The sequence below is a fragment of the Cedecea colo genome, from assembly GCF_011808225.1.
Lineage (GTDB): Bacteria > Pseudomonadota > Gammaproteobacteria > Enterobacterales > Enterobacteriaceae > Dryocola > Dryocola colo.
Genome location: NZ_SOYS01000006.1, coordinates 146,027 through 161,662, shown reverse-complemented (window position 1 = coordinate 161,662; position 15,636 = coordinate 146,027). Strand labels below are relative to the sequence as shown.

The 15,636-nt window shown below is 53.2% G+C and carries 14 protein-coding genes; 10 read left to right on the top strand and 4 right to left on the bottom strand.

Features of this window, described 5'->3' with window-relative positions; all coding sequences use genetic code 11:
* Positions 1 to 106: 106 nt before the first annotated feature.
* The 4 genes from E2L00_RS14125 to E2L00_RS21990 all read right to left on the bottom strand — a co-directional run bounded on the left by E2L00_RS14125 (position 107) and on the right by E2L00_RS21990 (position 2,155).
* Entirely contained in the window at positions 107 to 325 is a 219-nt protein-coding gene (locus E2L00_RS14125; RefSeq protein ID WP_167612669.1) for a YgdI/YgdR family lipoprotein, read from the bottom strand.
* A gap of 126 nt (positions 326 to 451) precedes the next feature.
* Positions 452 to 1,165: a TerC family protein gene (locus E2L00_RS14120; RefSeq protein ID WP_167612667.1), complete on the bottom strand. Its 714-nt coding sequence runs from the start codon at positions 1,163 to 1,165 to the stop codon at positions 452 to 454.
* A gap of 71 nt (positions 1,166 to 1,236) precedes the next feature.
* Positions 1,237 to 1,923 (bottom strand): DNA mismatch repair endonuclease MutH, encoded by a 687-nt coding sequence (gene mutH / locus E2L00_RS14115; protein WP_167612665.1) that lies wholly within the window; start codon positions 1,921 to 1,923, stop codon positions 1,237 to 1,239.
* Positions 1,924 to 2,020: 97 nt separating this feature from the next.
* Positions 2,021 to 2,155 carry a hypothetical protein gene (locus E2L00_RS21990; protein ID WP_420808853.1) on the bottom strand — a complete coding sequence of 45 codons (135 nt, stop codon included), beginning with the start codon at positions 2,153 to 2,155 and terminating at the stop codon, positions 2,021 to 2,023.
* A 453-nt stretch (positions 2,156 to 2,608) separates the two neighbouring features.
* Here E2L00_RS21990 and rppH point away from each other — a divergent pair, with 453 nt between their 5' ends.
* The 10 genes from rppH to ptrA all read left to right on the top strand — a co-directional run bounded on the left by rppH (position 2,609) and on the right by ptrA (position 15,630).
* Positions 2,609 to 3,139, top strand: a complete 531-nt coding sequence (gene rppH / locus E2L00_RS14110) for an RNA pyrophosphohydrolase (RefSeq protein WP_167612663.1) — start codon at positions 2,609 to 2,611, stop codon at positions 3,137 to 3,139.
* 12 nt (positions 3,140 to 3,151) lie between these two features.
* Positions 3,152 to 5,398 carry a phosphoenolpyruvate--protein phosphotransferase gene (gene ptsP, locus E2L00_RS14105; protein WP_167612661.1) on the top strand — a complete coding sequence of 749 codons (2,247 nt, stop codon included), beginning with the start codon at positions 3,152 to 3,154 and terminating at the stop codon, positions 5,396 to 5,398.
* Between the two features lie 171 nt (positions 5,399 to 5,569).
* Entirely contained in the window at positions 5,570 to 6,445 is an 876-nt protein-coding gene (lgt, locus tag E2L00_RS14100; RefSeq protein ID WP_167612859.1) for a prolipoprotein diacylglyceryl transferase, read from the top strand.
* Between the two features lie 6 nt (positions 6,446 to 6,451).
* On the top strand, positions 6,452 to 7,246 hold the full coding sequence (thyA, locus tag E2L00_RS14095; protein WP_167612659.1) for a thymidylate synthase: 795 nt from the start codon (positions 6,452 to 6,454) through the stop codon (positions 7,244 to 7,246).
* A gap of 185 nt (positions 7,247 to 7,431) precedes the next feature.
* Complete coding sequence (locus E2L00_RS14090; protein ID WP_167612657.1) at positions 7,432 to 7,905, top strand: prepilin peptidase-dependent protein; 474 nt, start codon at positions 7,432 to 7,434, stop codon at positions 7,903 to 7,905.
* Positions 7,896 to 8,456, top strand: a complete 561-nt coding sequence (locus E2L00_RS14085) for a prepilin peptidase-dependent protein (RefSeq protein WP_167612655.1) — start codon at positions 7,896 to 7,898, stop codon at positions 8,454 to 8,456. Before E2L00_RS14090 ends, E2L00_RS14085 begins: the two co-directional genes overlap by 10 nt.
* Complete coding sequence (locus E2L00_RS14080; protein ID WP_167612653.1) at positions 8,453 to 8,881, top strand: DUF2509 family protein; 429 nt, start codon at positions 8,453 to 8,455, stop codon at positions 8,879 to 8,881. The genes E2L00_RS14085 and E2L00_RS14080 overlap by 4 nt, the downstream gene beginning before the upstream one ends.
* Positions 8,863 to 9,204: a prepilin-type N-terminal cleavage/methylation domain-containing protein gene (locus E2L00_RS14075; protein WP_167612651.1), complete on the top strand. Its 342-nt coding sequence runs from the start codon at positions 8,863 to 8,865 to the stop codon at positions 9,202 to 9,204. Before E2L00_RS14080 ends, E2L00_RS14075 begins: the two co-directional genes overlap by 19 nt.
* Before the next feature lie 7 nt (positions 9,205 to 9,211).
* Complete coding sequence (recC, locus tag E2L00_RS14070) at positions 9,212 to 12,586, top strand: exodeoxyribonuclease V subunit gamma (RefSeq protein WP_167612649.1); 3,375 nt, start codon at positions 9,212 to 9,214, stop codon at positions 12,584 to 12,586.
* Positions 12,587 to 12,741: 155 nt separating this feature from the next.
* Positions 12,742 to 15,630, top strand: coding sequence for a pitrilysin (gene ptrA / locus E2L00_RS14065; RefSeq protein WP_167612647.1), 2,889 nt, complete (start codon positions 12,742 to 12,744; stop codon positions 15,628 to 15,630).
* Positions 15,631 to 15,636: the final 6 nt, after the last annotated feature.

The window sequence follows — 15,636 nt, the reverse complement described above, 5'->3', positions numbered from 1 at the left end:
AAGCGCCCGACAAAATGGATTAATAACATGGCAGAGGGGAAGCAAAAGCGAAAGGGGGGAGAGGTAAGAAAAGTATTCAGGCCAGCGAGGCGCTGACCTTCAGGCGCTAGCGTTCAATGATCTGTGAAACGTCGTCGCGATTGATTTGCATCTCGTTACCCTGCTGGTCGCGATAGCTTACCAGCCCGGTTTCATCGTCAATCTGTGGCTTACCGTCGGTAAGGATCATGCGGCCATCTTTGGTTGCCATCACGTAGTCGCTGCTACAGCCAGAAACTGTGAATGCCAACCCGATTGCTGAAATGACAACTGCCCATTTTTTCATTTTTATTCGCCTCGTCAGGAATGGAATGCCCTACATAGTTTAGTAATAACTTTTTGAAGGCGCGCAGATAAGCAGGAAATTCTTAAAATAAATCAGGGGAAAGCGTAAAACTTTCCCCTGAGCGGGCTAGAGCGGATTTTTTTTGTTGCGGATAAGGTTGAGGCTTTCGACCGCGATGGAGAAGAACATCGCAAAGTAAACGTAACCCTTCGGCACGTGAACATCGAAGCTTTCGAGGATAAGCGTAAAGCCGACCAGCAACAGGAACGCCAGGGCAAGCATTTTCACCGACGGGTGACGGTCAACGAAATCGCCAATTGCGCGTGCGGCAAACATCATTACCCCAACGGCAATAATCACGGCGGCCATCATAATAAACAAATGGTCAGACAGGCCGACGGCGGTGATCACCGAATCCAGGCTGAAAATAATATCCAGCAGCATGATCTGCAGGATAGCGCCGAAAAATGAGTGAACGTTAGTTTTAAGCCCTTCTTCTTCCCCTTCAATGGATTCGTGAATCTCTTTACTGGCTTTCCAGATCAGGAACAGTCCCCCAAGCAGCAGGATTAAATCCCGCGCTGAGATCTCGTTGCCCATTATCGTAAACAGCGGCGTCGTTAAGCGAATAACCCACGCGATGGAAGCCAGTAGCGCCAGGCGCATAATCATGGCGGCGCCTAAACCAAGATGACGAGCTTTTTGCTGCTGCTCTTTAGGGAGCTTCGCAACGACCAGAGAGAGGAAAATAATATTGTCGATACCCAGTACGATTTCCAGAATCGTTAGCGTGCCTAACGCCATCCACGCATTGGGGTCGGAGAGCCATGCAAACATCAAAAAATTCCTGCCAAAAAATGAAAACGCTAATTATAAGCGCGTGCCGGAAAGGGCGTACAAGTTAATTGATACTAGAGATGGAAATGACGCGCCAGAAGCCGCGCAGTGAAGTTCTTTTTCAGATAAAAGCCCCGCGGCAGCGTAAGAATGCGCGCGCCTTCGGTGCCTATGGCTTCGGTGAGCGCTTTACCGTTAGCGGCTTTCGGACGCAGCTGTAACACTTCGCCATGCCGGGCGGTAATACGCTCTACCTGACCGAGCACGATTAAATCCATCAGTTCTTCCCAGTCAAGCCTGAGCTGATGCTCCTCTTCTTCTGACGGCTCCCATAGCAGCGGTGCACCCACGCGACGCTCGGCAAGGGGGATTTGTCGTTCACCTTCTACCGGTATCCAAAGCACCCGTTTCAGCTTATGGCGCACATGGCTGGTCTCCCACACCACGCCGGTATTGCCGATGAGAGGGGCGACGCAGACAAAGGTGGTTTCCAGCGGGCGGCCCTGCCTGTCTATCGGAATCGTTTTTAGCTCAATACCCAGTGCGGCGAAGTCCTGCTCCGGTTTACTTCCCGCGCTCGCGCCAAGCCAGAGCTCCAGCAAAATACCGATCCAGCCCTTATCGCGTTTCAGATCGGGTGGTATTGCAAGGCCTGCGAGCGCGGCCAGTTCTCCCAGCGTATAACCTGCCAGACGCTGAGCCTGAGCCAGTAAAATCTGTTCGTTTTCCGGCGGATGTAGCAAGGGGCGTAGTGAGTGCATAAGCCGGGCTGCCATGTGGTTAAAAAATAACTGTGGTTTACCCACAGCGTGGAAATAGTTTAGCGTGTCGGAAGAGAAGATATCAATTACATGATTTTTAATATCTTTTTTTCACGATTTGCGCATATTGTACGGTTTGAAAAAATCTTTTCCAGTTCTGGTCACCGACAATGAACAGGATCTTACACCAGGTTATCCACAGAAAAATGGGATAACTGGGTAAAACTGTCACTACTGGTTCGATTTACAGCCTTGACTGAGGGATGAAACACATTTTTTCAACGAATATGGCCTGACTTGTTGGCACAATCTGTGGATAAAAACGTCATTGTTCGATCTTTCAGCAGTTGGCGATCCTTGTATGTGATGCACATCACATTATGAATGCTGTGAATCAATTTTATCTCTATATCTATATGAATAATAGTGGTTTTTATAAGCCGTGGGATTGTTCTTAATGTAAGTTATCAGAAGTTGTCCCGCAGGTATGGGCTAGTTTTTCACAGTGATATCCACAGAAAAAGTGAATAAAACCGGAGTGCCTTTACCTTATCTGTTTATAACTCAGGTTAAATTTGTGAGTTATTCAACGTTTATTCGCTAATGTTCACCGTTAAGAGTGGTTTACCGCCTGAGGCTTGTATGAAACAATCGCTGCAATCCAGGTTTTATTTGAGGTAGTCCGGTGATCGATGATGATGGCTACCGCCCGAATGTTGGTATTGTAATCTGTAATCGGCAAGGGCAGGTGATGTGGGCCAGACGTTTTGGTCAGCACTCCTGGCAGTTTCCTCAGGGCGGCATCAACCCTGGTGAGTCTCCTGAGCAGGCGATGTACCGTGAGCTTTTTGAAGAAGTCGGTTTACAGCGAAAAGATGTCCGCATCCTCGCCTCGACCCGCAACTGGTTACGTTACAAATTACCGAAACGTTTGGTGCGTTGGGACACAAAGCCGGTTTGTATCGGCCAGAAACAAAAATGGTTTCTTTTACAGTTGGTAAGCTCTGATAACGACATCAATATGCAAACCAGCAGCACGCCGGAGTTTGACGGCTGGCGGTGGGTGAGTTACTGGTATCCGGTGCGTCAGGTCGTCTCCTTTAAACGCGATGTTTATCGTCGGGTGATGAAAGAGTTTGCCAGTGTCGTTATGCCGCTGCAGGAAGTTACGCCACCACGCAATAACGCGCCTGCATGGCGACGTAAAAGAGGTTAAGTCACGCAAAAAATGCTCACCCGCTTGCGAGAAATTGTTGAAAAGGTAGCCAGCGCTCCGCGCCTCAATGAGGCGCTGGATATTTTAGTTACCGACATCTGCCTTGCGATGGATACCGAGGTCTGCTCGGTTTATCTCGCAGACAGCGACCGCCGTTGCTACTACCTGATGGCAACAAAAGGGCTGAAAAAACCACGCGGGCGCACCGTTACCCTGGCATTTGATGAAGGCATCGTCGGGCTGGTTGGGCGTCTTGCCGAACCCATCAACCTTGCGGATGCCCAGAAACACCCCAGCTTTAAATACGTACCAGCGGTAAAAGAAGAGCGTTTCCGCGCTTTCCTTGGCGTACCGATCATCCAGCGTCGTCAGCTGCTGGGCGTGTTGGTCGTTCAGCAACGCGAACACCGTCAGTACGATGAAAGCGAAGAATCTTTCCTCGTTACCCTCGCCACGCAAATGGCGGGCATTCTCTCCCAGTCACAGCTTGCCGCTCTGTTTGGCCAATATCGCCAGACGCGAATTCGGGCGCTTCCCGCATCGCCCGGCGTTGCCATTGCCGAAGGCTGGATGGACTCCACGCTCCCGCTTATGGAGCAGGTAACGGAAGCATCAACGCTCGATATCACCCTTGAGCGTGAGCGCCTGACGGCAGCACTTGAAGAAGCCGCCAACGAGTTTCGTCGTTACAGCAAACGTTTTGCGGCGGGCGCCCAGAAAGAAACAGCCGCTATTTTCGACCTCTACTCCCACCTGCTGACCGACGCGCGGCTGCGCCGTGAGCTGTTCGGCGAGGTGGATAAAGGTTCGGTGGCGGAATGGGCGGTCAAAAAGGTCGTCGAAAAATTTGCCGAACAGTTTGCCAGCCTGTCAGACGGCTACCTGAAAGAACGCGCGGGCGACCTGAGAACGCTTGGGCAACGTCTGCTTTTCCACCTTGACGACACTATTCAGGGGCCAAACACCTGGCCGGAGCGTTTTATTCTGGTTGCTGATGAGCTTTCAGCGACCACCCTTGCGGAACTGCCGCAAAGCCGCCTTGCCGGCGTGGTAGTGCGCGATGGCGCAGCAAACTCCCACGCCGCCATTATGGTGCGGGCATTGGGCATTCCGACGGTAATGGGGGCTGATATCCAGCCCTCAGTGCTGCATCGTCGTACGCTGGTGGTGGACGGCTACCGCGGCGAGCTATTGGTCGATCCTGAGCCGGTTCTGCTGCAGGAATATCAGCGCCTGATCAGCGAAGAAAACGAGCTAAGCCGCCTTGCGGAAGATGACGTAGACATGCCTGCGGCACTGAAAAGCGGTGAGCGTGTCCAGGTGATGCTCAACGCAGGCCTTAGCCCGCAACATGAAGAAAAGCTCGGCAGCCGCATCGACGGCATCGGGCTGTATCGCACAGAAATTCCGTTCATGCTGCAAAGCGGCTTCCCTTCTGAGGAAGAGCAGGTTGCCCAGTACCAGGGCATGTTGCAGATGTTTAACGAGAAGCCCGTAACGCTGCGTACGCTGGACGTGGGGGCTGATAAGCAACTGCCGTATATGCCGATCAGCGAAGAGAACCCTTGTCTCGGCTGGCGCGGGATCCGTATAACGCTCGATCAGCCAGAAATCTTCCTGGTACAGGTTCGCGCCATGCTGCGAGCGAACGCGGCGACAGGCAACTTAAATATTCTACTGCCGATGATTACGAGCCTGGATGAAGTGGACGAAGCGCGCCGCCTTATCGACAGAGCAGGGCGTGAAGTGGAAGAGATGCTGGGCTACACGCTGCCGAAGCCCCGTCTGGGTGTGATGGTGGAAGTGCCATCCATGGTCTTTATGATGGGGCATCTCGCCGGGCGGGTGGATTTTATTTCCGTCGGCACAAACGACTTAACGCAATATCTGCTGGCCGTCGACCGCAATAATACTCGCGTCGCCAGCCTGTACGATAGCCTGCATCCGGCTATGTTGCGCGTGCTGCAGCAGATAGCCAATGAAGCCGAACGTTACGAGATTGACCTGTGCCTGTGCGGTGAAATGGCGGGTGACCCGATGTGCGTTGCGTTGCTGGTGGGCATGGGCTATCGGCATCTTTCTATGAATGGTCGCTCGGTAGCACGCGTCAAATACCTGCTGCGCCATATAAAACTTGAAGAAGCGCAGCTTCTGGCAGAGCGCAGCCTCGAAGCTCAGCTGGCAACGGAAGTCCGTCATCAGGTCTCTTTGTTTATGGAACAGTGCGGCATAGGCGGGCTGATTCGCGGCGGGCGCTAAAGCGCCTGCTGCCTCGTTTTACGCCCGGCATTACATATCTTTTACAACTTCGCGGACTTAATCGGCGTGCCCTTTATGCTATGATTCGCCGCTTTCGGAGCGCATCGGCAGCGGTGCGTATTTGCAACCTGCCTTTCTTCACCGGCGGGATAACAATGGTTTGTGATGACTATGAATAGTGGCTATCTTCGATTCCCTGAATTTGACCCGGTGATCTTTTCCGTCGGGCCGGTCTCCCTGCACTGGTACGGAATGATGTACCTGGTTGGGTTTGTTTTTGCCATGTGGCTGGCCGGACGCCGCGCCAGCAAACCAGGAAGCGGCTGGACTAAAAATGAAGTAGAAAACCTGCTGTATGCCGGCTTCCTTGGGGTCTTCCTCGGCGGGCGTCTCGGCTATGTCTTTTTCTACAATCTGCCCACTTTCCTTGCCGATCCGCTATACCTGTTCAAAGTCTGGGATGGCGGCATGTCCTTCCACGGCGGCCTGGTCGGTGTCATCTGCGTAATGATTTGGTTCGCGCGTCGTACTAAACGTCATTTCTTCCAGGTGGCAGATTTTATTGCTCCGCTGATTCCTTTCGGCCTTGCCGCCGGTCGCCTGGGCAATTTTATCAACGGCGAACTCTGGGGCCGGGTCGATCCGGACTTTAAATGGGCGATGCTCTTCCCGGGATCGCGCAGCGAAGATATCGGCCTGCTGGCAACGCATCCTGAATGGCAGTCGCTGTTCAACACCTATGGCGTATTGCCGCGTCACCCTTCGCAGCTTTACGAAATGGTGCTTGAAGGTATCGTGCTGTTCATCATTTTGAATCTGTTTATCCGTAAACCACGCCCGATGGGGGCGGTTTCTGGGCTGTTCCTCATTGGTTATGGCGCGTTCCGCATCATCGTAGAATTCTTCCGCCAGCCGGATGCCCAGTTTACCGGCGCATGGGTGCAGTACATCAGTATGGGGCAGATTCTCTCGATTCCGATGATTGTGGCCGGTGCAATTATGATGGTTTGGGCGTATCGCCGTCGTCCACAGCAGCAGCTTTCGTGAGGTAACATGCAACAGTATCTTGATTTGATGAAAAACGTGCTTGCGGAAGGCACGCCAAAAAATGACCGTACCGGCACCGGCACGCTGTCGATTTTCGGGCATCAGATGCGTTTTAATCTGCAGGAAGGTTTCCCGCTGGTTACCACGAAACGTTGTCATTTGCGCTCCATCATCCACGAACTGCTGTGGTTCCTGAAAGGTGACACTAACGTTGCTTATCTGCGTGAAAATAACGTCACTATCTGGGACGAGTGGGCAGATGAGAACGGCGATCTTGGGCCGGTTTACGGCAAACAGTGGCGCTCATGGGCCACGCCTGACGGCCGCCACATCGATCAGCTCGCCACGGTGCTTAACCAGCTGAAAAACGATCCGGATTCACGCCGCATCATCGTTTCTGCCTGGAACGTGGGGGAACTGGACAAAATGGCGCTGGCGCCTTGCCACGCGTTCTTCCAGTTTTATGTGGCCGACGGCAAGCTCTCTTGCCAGCTCTACCAGCGCTCCTGTGATATCTTCCTCGGCCTGCCGTTTAATATCGCCAGCTATGCGCTGCTGGTACATATGATGGCGCAGCAGTGCGAGCTTGAAGTCGGTGATTTCGTCTGGACGGGCGGCGACACGCACCTGTACAGCAATCACCTTGAGCAGGCTAACCTACAGTTAACTCGCGAACCGCGTGCGCTGCCAAAACTGGTTATCAAACGCAAGCCCGAATCGCTTTTCGATTACCGCTTCGAAGACTTCGAAATTGAAGGTTACGACCCGCATCCAGCGATCAAAGCGCCCGTTGCGATTTAACTGCCGACAGACTGACATAACCGGTGCCTTTGTGCGCCGGTTTTTTTTACCCTCTTTTTAATCTTCCGAGACCCTTTCCAGGCCCAATGTAAGCCGCTGCAAATACGCATATTTTCTTCGGCATATCTCGATGAAATTTAATCCCGGAGTAGCAGCCTTTTTTCACCCCGGGCACACTCAGCGTCATGAAAAGAAAGCAGCGTGGTTTTAGCCTGACAGAAGTAATGCTGGTCATGGGAATTATCGTGACGCTGAGCATGGGCGGCATATATGGCTGGCAAAAATGGCAGCAACAGCAACGGTTGTGGATAACCGTACAATGGGTGCGCGGCTTTCTGCAGCAACTGCGTAGCGATGCTAACTGGAAAAACGTAGATCACCTGCTCCGGTTGAGCCATTCAGACTCCCGCTGGTGCCTGTCGAGCCATCTTGCGCCAGATACCCGCTGTAAAAGCGCATCTCGTTGGCAGCTGGCTCAACCTTTTGCGGAGGTGGAAATCGTGGAAATGACGGCAGGCTTTGGTTTCTACGGTATAAGGAATACGGCATGGCCCGGCCATCTGATTTTGCGAAGCGCTGCCGGGGAATGGCAGATCATACTCTCCGCGTGGGGACGCATTCGCACCTGTAAAACAGGCGAGGCTAAAAAATGCAGTTGAAGCAAAGAGGATTCACCTTACTCGAAACACTGATTGCCATGGCGTTGAGCAGTATTGTTTTGCTTAGCGCAGGGCGGTTTTTCCCTGCGCTTCAGCGGGGCGTGCTGCTGCAATATCAGAAAGAAAACCTGCGGGAATCGCTCTGGCAACTGGCTTTTGGTATAGGAAAACATTTGCAGCGTGCGGGCTACTGCCACGGGATATGCAAAGGCAAAGGCTTAACGCTCCTTAAAGGAGGAGAATGTGCGCTGGTGCAGTGGGACATAAACAGCAACGGTCAGTGGGAGCCCTCCGGGCATGCTGAGGCTGAGGCAACTGGATTTCGGCTACAAAACGGCAGCCTGGAAACGCTAAAAGGGGCAACTGCCTGCGAAGGCAACGGCTGGGAGAAAATAACGGATCCGGAAATTATGGCGATAAATCATTTCTCGATAACCCGGTTAGTTCGTAAGTCTTTACAGCCGCTGCTGGAAATTAAGCTAGACGCTTCGTTACAGGGCGGCGCGCAGTCGGTCTCGTTAAGGCATATCGTTGTGGGATACAACTTATGAAGCGCCACCAGCGAGGCAGCAGTTCTCTGGCCTTCGTCCTGCTGCTTTTTTCCTTAGGCATGTTGATGCTCAACGGGTTACAGCAGCAGCTCGATCAACAGCAGAAATCCGTTGCCAGCGAAATTAACCTGCTAAAACAATATGCCGGTGCCGCGTCTGCACTTGCCTGGGGAGGCCAGCAGCGCTGGCAGGCAACAAGGCAGTGGCGGTGTCAGCAGCATGAACAGGAATGGCGAGCCTGCCTGTTATTGACGGACAAAGGAGAGATGTTAATGGCGGCCCAAAAGCTTTCCGAAGCGGATAAAAAACCGGTTACGCTATGGCGCTGGGGGAACCTTGAAGACTCTCGCTGGCATGCTGAGCCTCATAGCTGGCTCGACTTCTGCCCATTCAGGGAGGCTGTTCGGTGTCAGCTTCCCCAGTGAAAGCGAAGCAAAGCGGGTTTAGCCTGCCTGAAGTGCTATGTTCCCTGGTACTTTTTGCCATTGTGATGGTGGCTCTGCCCGGCTACTACCGCGTATTACAACAGGGTTTTCAGGCCCAATGGCAGTTTCGCCAGCTGTGGCGTCTGGCCGTTGAAATGAGTGAACCGCAGGCGCCGGCGCCGGCACCGGAATGGAAAGTTATCAGACAGCAGACATCTGCGGCAGGATGTGTCAGCATCGCCGTTAATATTACCAGCCCTGCGGGGCGCACCGGAAAGCTGTCGCGGCTGCATTGCGCACAGGAAGAGAAAAGTCAGGAGTAGCGATTTTATGTTGCGTGTTTACCATTCCAACCGCCTTGATGTTCTGGAAGCCATCATGGAATTTATTGTGGAAGGGCAGCCTCTTCCCGATCCGTTCCAGCCGGAGGTGGTCCTTGTGCAGAGCACGGGGATGGCGCAATGGCTACAGATGACGCTGGCGCAAAAGTTTGGTATTGCCGCCAACATCGCTTTTCCGCTTCCGGCGAGCTTTATCTGGGATATGTTTGTTCGCGTCCTGCCGGACGTGCCTGAACAGAGCGCGTTTAGCAAACAGAGCATGAGCTGGAAACTCATGAAGCTTATCCCCGACATGCTCGAACGGCCTGAGTTTGCCCTGTTGCAGCACTACCTTACCGAAGACGACAACGGCCGCAAACTCTTCCAGCTTGCTTCACGCATTGCGGATCTCTATGACCAGTATCTTGTCTATCGCCCCGGCTGGTTAAGCAAATGGGAGGCGGGAGAGCTGGCGGAAGATGCGGGCGAGGGTCAGCTCTGGCAGGCATCGCTTTGGGCCGCTCTTGTGCAACATACCCGTGAGCTAGGCCAGCCAGCATGGCACCGTGCGAACCTTTACCAGCGTTTTATCAGCAGCCTGGAAAAGGGGGATGAATGCCCGGCAGGCCTGCCGCCGCGTGTCTTTATTTGCGGTATTTCTGCTTTACCGCCTGTCTATCTCCAGGCTCTTCAGGCGCTGGGTAAGCATATTGAAGTCCATCTTTTATTTACCAACCCTTGCCGCTATTACTGGGGTGATATTAAAGATCCGGCATACCTTGCGCGATTAATCAGCCGCCGCCGTCGCAGTCACTATAAGGCTGGCAATATGCTGCCCTTGTTTAAGGATAACCAGACGGCTTCATCACTTTTTAACGATGATGGAGAGCAGGATGTCGGCAACCCGATGCTGGCCTCGTGGGGAAAGCTTGGCCGTGATTACACCTTCTTGCTGTCTGAGCTGGAACAGTTCGAAGAGATCGACGTCTTTGTCGATATCGAGCCGGATAACCTGCTGCATAGCCTGCAGTTTGATCTGCTTGAGCTGCAAAACAATGCGGTTACCGGGCTTACGGAAGCGGAATATTTGCATAGCCACGGTAAAAAAAAGCTGGATCCCAACGATCGCTCCATTACTTTCCACGAGTGTCACAGCCCGCAGCGAGAAGTGGAAGTGCTCTACGATCAGCTACTGGCAATGCTCGATGCCGATCCAACGCTTACGCCGCGCGATATCATCGTCATGGTTGCAGATATCGACAGCTACAGCCCGTTTATTCAGGCCGTGTTTGGCAATGCCGCATCGGACCGTTGGCTACCCTTTGCTATTTCAGACCGACGTGCAAGCCAGGCGCATCCTGCCCTGCAGGCATTTACCACTTTGCTTTCACTGCCAAACAGCCGCTTTATGGCAGAAGATGTACTGGCTTTGCTCGAAGTGCCGGCCCTGGCCGCACGCTTTGCCATCAATGAAGAAGGGCTGCGGTATTTACGCCTGTGGGTCAATGAATCGGGCGTGCGCTGGGGCATTGATGACGACAACGTGCTTGAGTTTGATCTGCCGGCCACCGGGCAACACACCTGGCGTTTTGGCCTGACCCGCATGCTCCTGGGCTATGCCATGGACAGTAAGGCGGGCGAATGGCAGTCCGTTCTGCCTTATGACGAATCCAGCGGTTTAATTGCTGAACTTGTGGGGCAGCTGGCCGAGCTGCTGATGCAGCTTAACCGCTGGCGGCAGGCGCTTACTGCTGAAAGGCTACTCTCTGAATGGGTGCCGGTGTGCCGCGAAATGCTTGAGTGTTTCTTCCTGCCGGACCAGGACACCGAGGCGGCGTTAGCGCTTATCGAAGTGCAATGGCAGGAGATGATTAAACACGGCCTGGATGCGCATTATCAGCAACCCGTCCCGCTCAGGTTATTGCATGACGAGCTGGCGCTGCGGCTCGATCAGGAACGTATCAGCCCGCGTTTTCTCGCCGGCCCGGTAAATTTCTGCACCCTGATGCCGATGCGCTCCATTCCCTTCAAGGTTGTTTGCCTGCTGGGTATGAACGATGGCGTTTATCCCCGCACGCTGGCGCCGCTTGGCTTTGACCTGATGAGCCAAAAATCACAGCGCGGTGACCGCAGCCGTCGCGACGACGACCGCTACCTGTTCCTGGAAGCCTTAAATTCAGCCCAGCAACGTTTTTATATCAGCTATATCGGGCGTTCTATTCAGGATAACAGTAAGCGTTACCCGTCCGTGTTGGTTGAAGAGTTGCTGAACTACATCGCCCAAAGCCACTGCCTGCCGCAAGACTCCTCGCGTACCTGCGATGAAAGTGCAGAAGGGACAAAAGCACATCTCATCCATCAACACTGCCGTACTCCGTTTGACGCAGGCAATTTTATGCCCGTCTCTCACGGGCAAAGCTATGCCAGTGAATGGCTTCCTGCGGCCTGCGAGCAAGGTGAAGTCCATGCGCCATTTATTCAGAGGTTACAGGACAAACCGGCGGAAGATATTACGTTAGAGCAACTGCAGCGATTCTGGCGGCATCCGGTGCGCGCCTTCTTCCAGATGAGGCTGGGAATCAACTTCTGGCTGGATAAGACAGAGCTGCCGGATACTGAACCTTTTGCCTTAGATAGCCTCGAACGTTTCCAGATGAATCAGCAGTTGCTCAATACCCTGATTGCCGGTGGCGATCCGCAACTGCTTTTCCGCCGTTATCGTGCCGCCGGCGCTCTGCCGTACGGGGCGTTTGGTGAAATTGCATGGGAAAACCAGTTAACAGAAATGGAAGAGCTGTCCGAAAAAGTGATAGCTGAGCGGCAAAACGGCGCAAGCGTTGAGGTTGATTTAACGCTTGCGGGAACAAGACTGGTAGGGTGGTTGTCGGATGTTCAGCCTGACGGTTTGCTGCGCTGGCGTCCTTCCGTCCTGAATGTCGCGCATGGCTTGCAGCTGTGGGTGGAGCACGTGGTCTGGTGCGCAATGGGTGGGGAGGGCAGCAGCCGGATGTACGGACGGAAATCCTCAGCATGGCATTTCCCGGCGCTTGAGGTTGAGCAGGCAAAAAGCTATTTGCTGCAACTTATTGAAGGTTATCGGGAAGGCTTAAACCAGCCACTTCTGCTGCTACCAAATAGCGGTGGTGCGTGGATAAAAGCCTGTTATGACCCGGCAATTGATGCCATTTTATGGGACGAACAAACGCAGCAGAAAGCTAAAAACAAACTGCTGGCAGCCTGGGAAGGTAATCTGATGGTGGAAGGTGAAGGCGCTGATGTCTGGCTGCAACGCCTATATCGCACCCTGGATAATGACTATTACGATGCCATTATCCGTGAGGCTGAACGATACCTGCTGCCGCTGTTCCGGTTTAACCGCTCCTGAACGACCTGTATAAAAATTGCACGGCCCGGTAACTTCATCTATGATGCGCAATTTGCTCAGGGCTGGCGAAAAAAGTAACAGCGACGATGGCGAAGTACGTTAAAAGTTGTTAATGATGAGTAGGTTAGGAAGTTTCGTGATAATGAGGTTCGTGAATGCCTAAATGCAGCACCTGGTTCAAACCGCTTTTCTTGTTAGCTGCTCTTTGGGCACCATTAAGTCAGGCAGATACGGGCTGGCAGCCCCTCCAGGAAACCATTCGTAAAAGCGATAAGGATAAGCGCCAGTATCAGGCAGTGCGTCTGGATAACAATATGACGGTCCTGCTGGTTTCCGACCCGCAGGCGGTGAAATCCTTGTCGGCGCTGGTTGTGCCTGTCGGATCGCTTGAAGACCCGGACGACCATCTGGGCCTTGCACACTATCTTGAACATATGACGCTGATGGGCTCAAAGAAATACCCACAGCCGGACAGCCTGTCGGAGTTCCTTAAAAAGCACGGCGGCAGCCATAACGCCAGTACCGCGACTTACCGCACCGCATTTTATATGGAAGTTGAAAACGATGCGCTGATGGGGGCGGTAGACCGCCTGGCCGATGCCATCGCTGAACCTAACCTGGCCCCGGAATATGCCGACCGTGAACGTAATGCGGTTAACGCAGAGTTAACCCTGGCGCGCGCCCGTGATGGGATGCGTATGGCGCAGGTCAGCGCCGAAACGCTTAATCCGGCGCACCCCGGCTCGCGTTTTTCAGGCGGTAATCTCGAAACGTTGCGCGATAAGCCGGGCAGCAAACTGCTGGACGCGCTGGTGGCGTTTCGCAACCAGTACTATTCCGCCAATCTGATGAAAGCCGTTATCTACAGCAATAAGCCTTTGCCTGAGCTGGCAAAGATCGCTGTGGATACCTACGGACGCGTACCGGATAAAAATATTGCAAAGCCGGTTATCACGGTTCCTGTGGTAACGGATGCTCAGAAGGGCATCATCATCCATTATGTGCCGGCGCTGCCGCGCAAAGTGCTGCGCGTCGAATTCCGTATCGATAACAACAGCGATAAATTCCGCAGTAAAACCGATGAGCTGATTGGCTATCTGATTGGCAATCGCAGCGAAAATACCCTGTCAGACTGGCTGCAAAAACAGGGTCTGGCAGACAGCATCCGCGCTGATTCCGATCCGTTAATCAACGGCAACAGCGGGGTATTTGCGATTTCCGTCTCCTTAACCGATAAAGGTCTGACCCAGCGTGATGAAGTAGTTGCCGCCATCTTCAGTTACCTGAATAACCTGCGTCAGAACGGTGTGGATAAACGCTATTTCGACGAATTGTCTCACGTGCTGGATCTGGATTTTCGTTATCCCTCCATCACCCGCGATATGGACTACGTTGAGTGGTTAGCAGACACCATGCTGCGTGTCCCCATTGAGCATACCCTGGACGCGGTTAATATTGCCGACCAGTATGATCCCGCAGCCATCAAAGCGAGGCTGGAGATGATGACGCCGCAAAACGCGCGCGTCTGGTATATCAGCCCGAAAGAGCCGCATAACAAAACCGCTTACTTTGTTGATGCCCCGTACCAGGTCGACAAAATCAGTGAACAGACCTTTAACGACTGGCAGCAAAAAGCGGCGGCCATTAATCTGACCCTGCCGCAGCTGAACCCGTACATTCCGGATGATTTCACGCTTATCAAACCGGAAAAAACCTATGCTCATCCTGAATTGCTGGTCAAGGAGCCGGGTCTGCGCGTGCTCTATATGCCAAGCAAATATTTCGGCCTCGAACCAAAAGCCGACGTGACGATGGTGCTGCGTAACCCTCAGGCGATGAACAGCGCGAAAAATCAGGTGCTGTTTGCGATAAACGATTATCTGGCCGGTATTGCGCTGGATGAGTTAAGTAACCAGGCGGCCATTGGCGGCATCAGCTTCTCCACCAATGCGAACAGCGGATTAATGATCAATGCCAACGGTTATACGCAACGCCTGCCGCAGCTATTTGAAGCGCTGTTAAAAGGGTATTTCTCTTATACTCCAACCCAGGAACAGCTCGATCAGGCGAAGTCCTGGTATGCGCAAATGATGGACTCGGCGGATAAAGGCAAAGCCTACGATCAGGCTATTATGCCTGTCCAGATGGTCTCTCAGGTCCCTTACTTCCAACGGGAAGTGCGCCGTGCCCTGCTGCCGGAAATAACGTTGAAAGACGTGCTTGCCTATCGCGATACTTTAAAAAATAATGCTAAGCCTGAATTCCTGGTGTTAGGTAATATGCCTGCGGACCGGGCTAAAGCGCTGGCGCATCGGGTTCAAAGCCAGTTGGCTACCAAAGGTAGCGAGTGGTGCCGCAATAAAGACGTGCTGGTCAATAAACAGACGCTTGCGATATTTGAAAAAGCCGGTAGCAGCACGGATTCCGCCCTGGCGGCGGTATACGTGCCTGAAGGTTACGACGAGACGGTCAGTACGGCCTATAGCGCAATGCTTGGGCAAATCATTCAACCCTGGTTCTACAACCAGCTGCGTACCCAGGAACAGCTTGGTTACGCGGTATTTGCCTTCCCAATGTCCGTTGGGCGCCAGTGGGGCGTTGGTTTCCTGCTGCAAAGTAGCGATAAGCAACCGGCCTATCTCTATAAACGCTTCAGGGCTTTTTATCTGACCGCAGAACAAAGGCTGCGCTCCATGAGTCCTGAAGATTTTGCCCAGATACAGCAGGGCGTGATCGGCGAAATGATGCAGGCGCCGCAAACTTTATCTCAGGAAGCTTCGCAACTGAGCAAAGATTTCGACAGGGGAAACCTGGCCTTTGATTCGCGTGATAAAGTAGTCGCCGAAATTAAAAAGCTGACGCCCCTTAAGCTTGCGGATTTCTTCCATCAGGCCGTGGTTGCGCCCCAGGGGGCGGCGATACTGTCGCAGGTTTCCGGTAGTCATAACGGCAAAGCGGAATATGCCTCGCCGAAAGGGTGGAAAACCTGGGAGGGGGTCAGCAGCCTGCAACAATCGTTGCCGCTAATAGACGCTGTGCCCTAAATAAAG

Excerpts from the sequence above, each read along its gene's own strand:
- recC (WP_167612649.1), top strand. The coding sequence starts at position 9,212 with ATGTTGCGTGTTTACCATTCCAACCGCCTTGATGTTCTGGAAGCCATC.
- ptrA (WP_167612647.1), top strand. The coding sequence starts at position 12,742 with ATGCCTAAATGCAGCACCTGGTTCAAACCGCTTTTCTTGTTAGCTGCT.
- thyA (WP_167612659.1), top strand. The coding sequence starts at position 6,452 with ATGCAACAGTATCTTGATTTGATGAAAAACGTGCTTGCGGAAGGCACG.
- E2L00_RS14080 (WP_167612653.1), top strand. The coding sequence starts at position 8,453 with ATGAAGCGCCACCAGCGAGGCAGCAGTTCTCTGGCCTTCGTCCTGCTG.
- E2L00_RS14090 (WP_167612657.1), top strand. The coding sequence starts at position 7,432 with ATGAAAAGAAAGCAGCGTGGTTTTAGCCTGACAGAAGTAATGCTGGTC.
- mutH (WP_167612665.1), bottom strand. The coding sequence starts at position 1,923 with ATGCACTCACTACGCCCCTTGCTACATCCGCCGGAAAACGAACAGATT.
- ptsP (WP_167612661.1), top strand. The coding sequence starts at position 3,152 with ATGCTCACCCGCTTGCGAGAAATTGTTGAAAAGGTAGCCAGCGCTCCG.
- E2L00_RS14125 (WP_167612669.1), bottom strand. The coding sequence starts at position 325 with ATGAAAAAATGGGCAGTTGTCATTTCAGCAATCGGGTTGGCATTCACA.
- E2L00_RS14085 (WP_167612655.1), top strand. The coding sequence starts at position 7,896 with ATGCAGTTGAAGCAAAGAGGATTCACCTTACTCGAAACACTGATTGCC.
- lgt (WP_167612859.1), top strand. The coding sequence starts at position 5,570 with ATGAATAGTGGCTATCTTCGATTCCCTGAATTTGACCCGGTGATCTTT.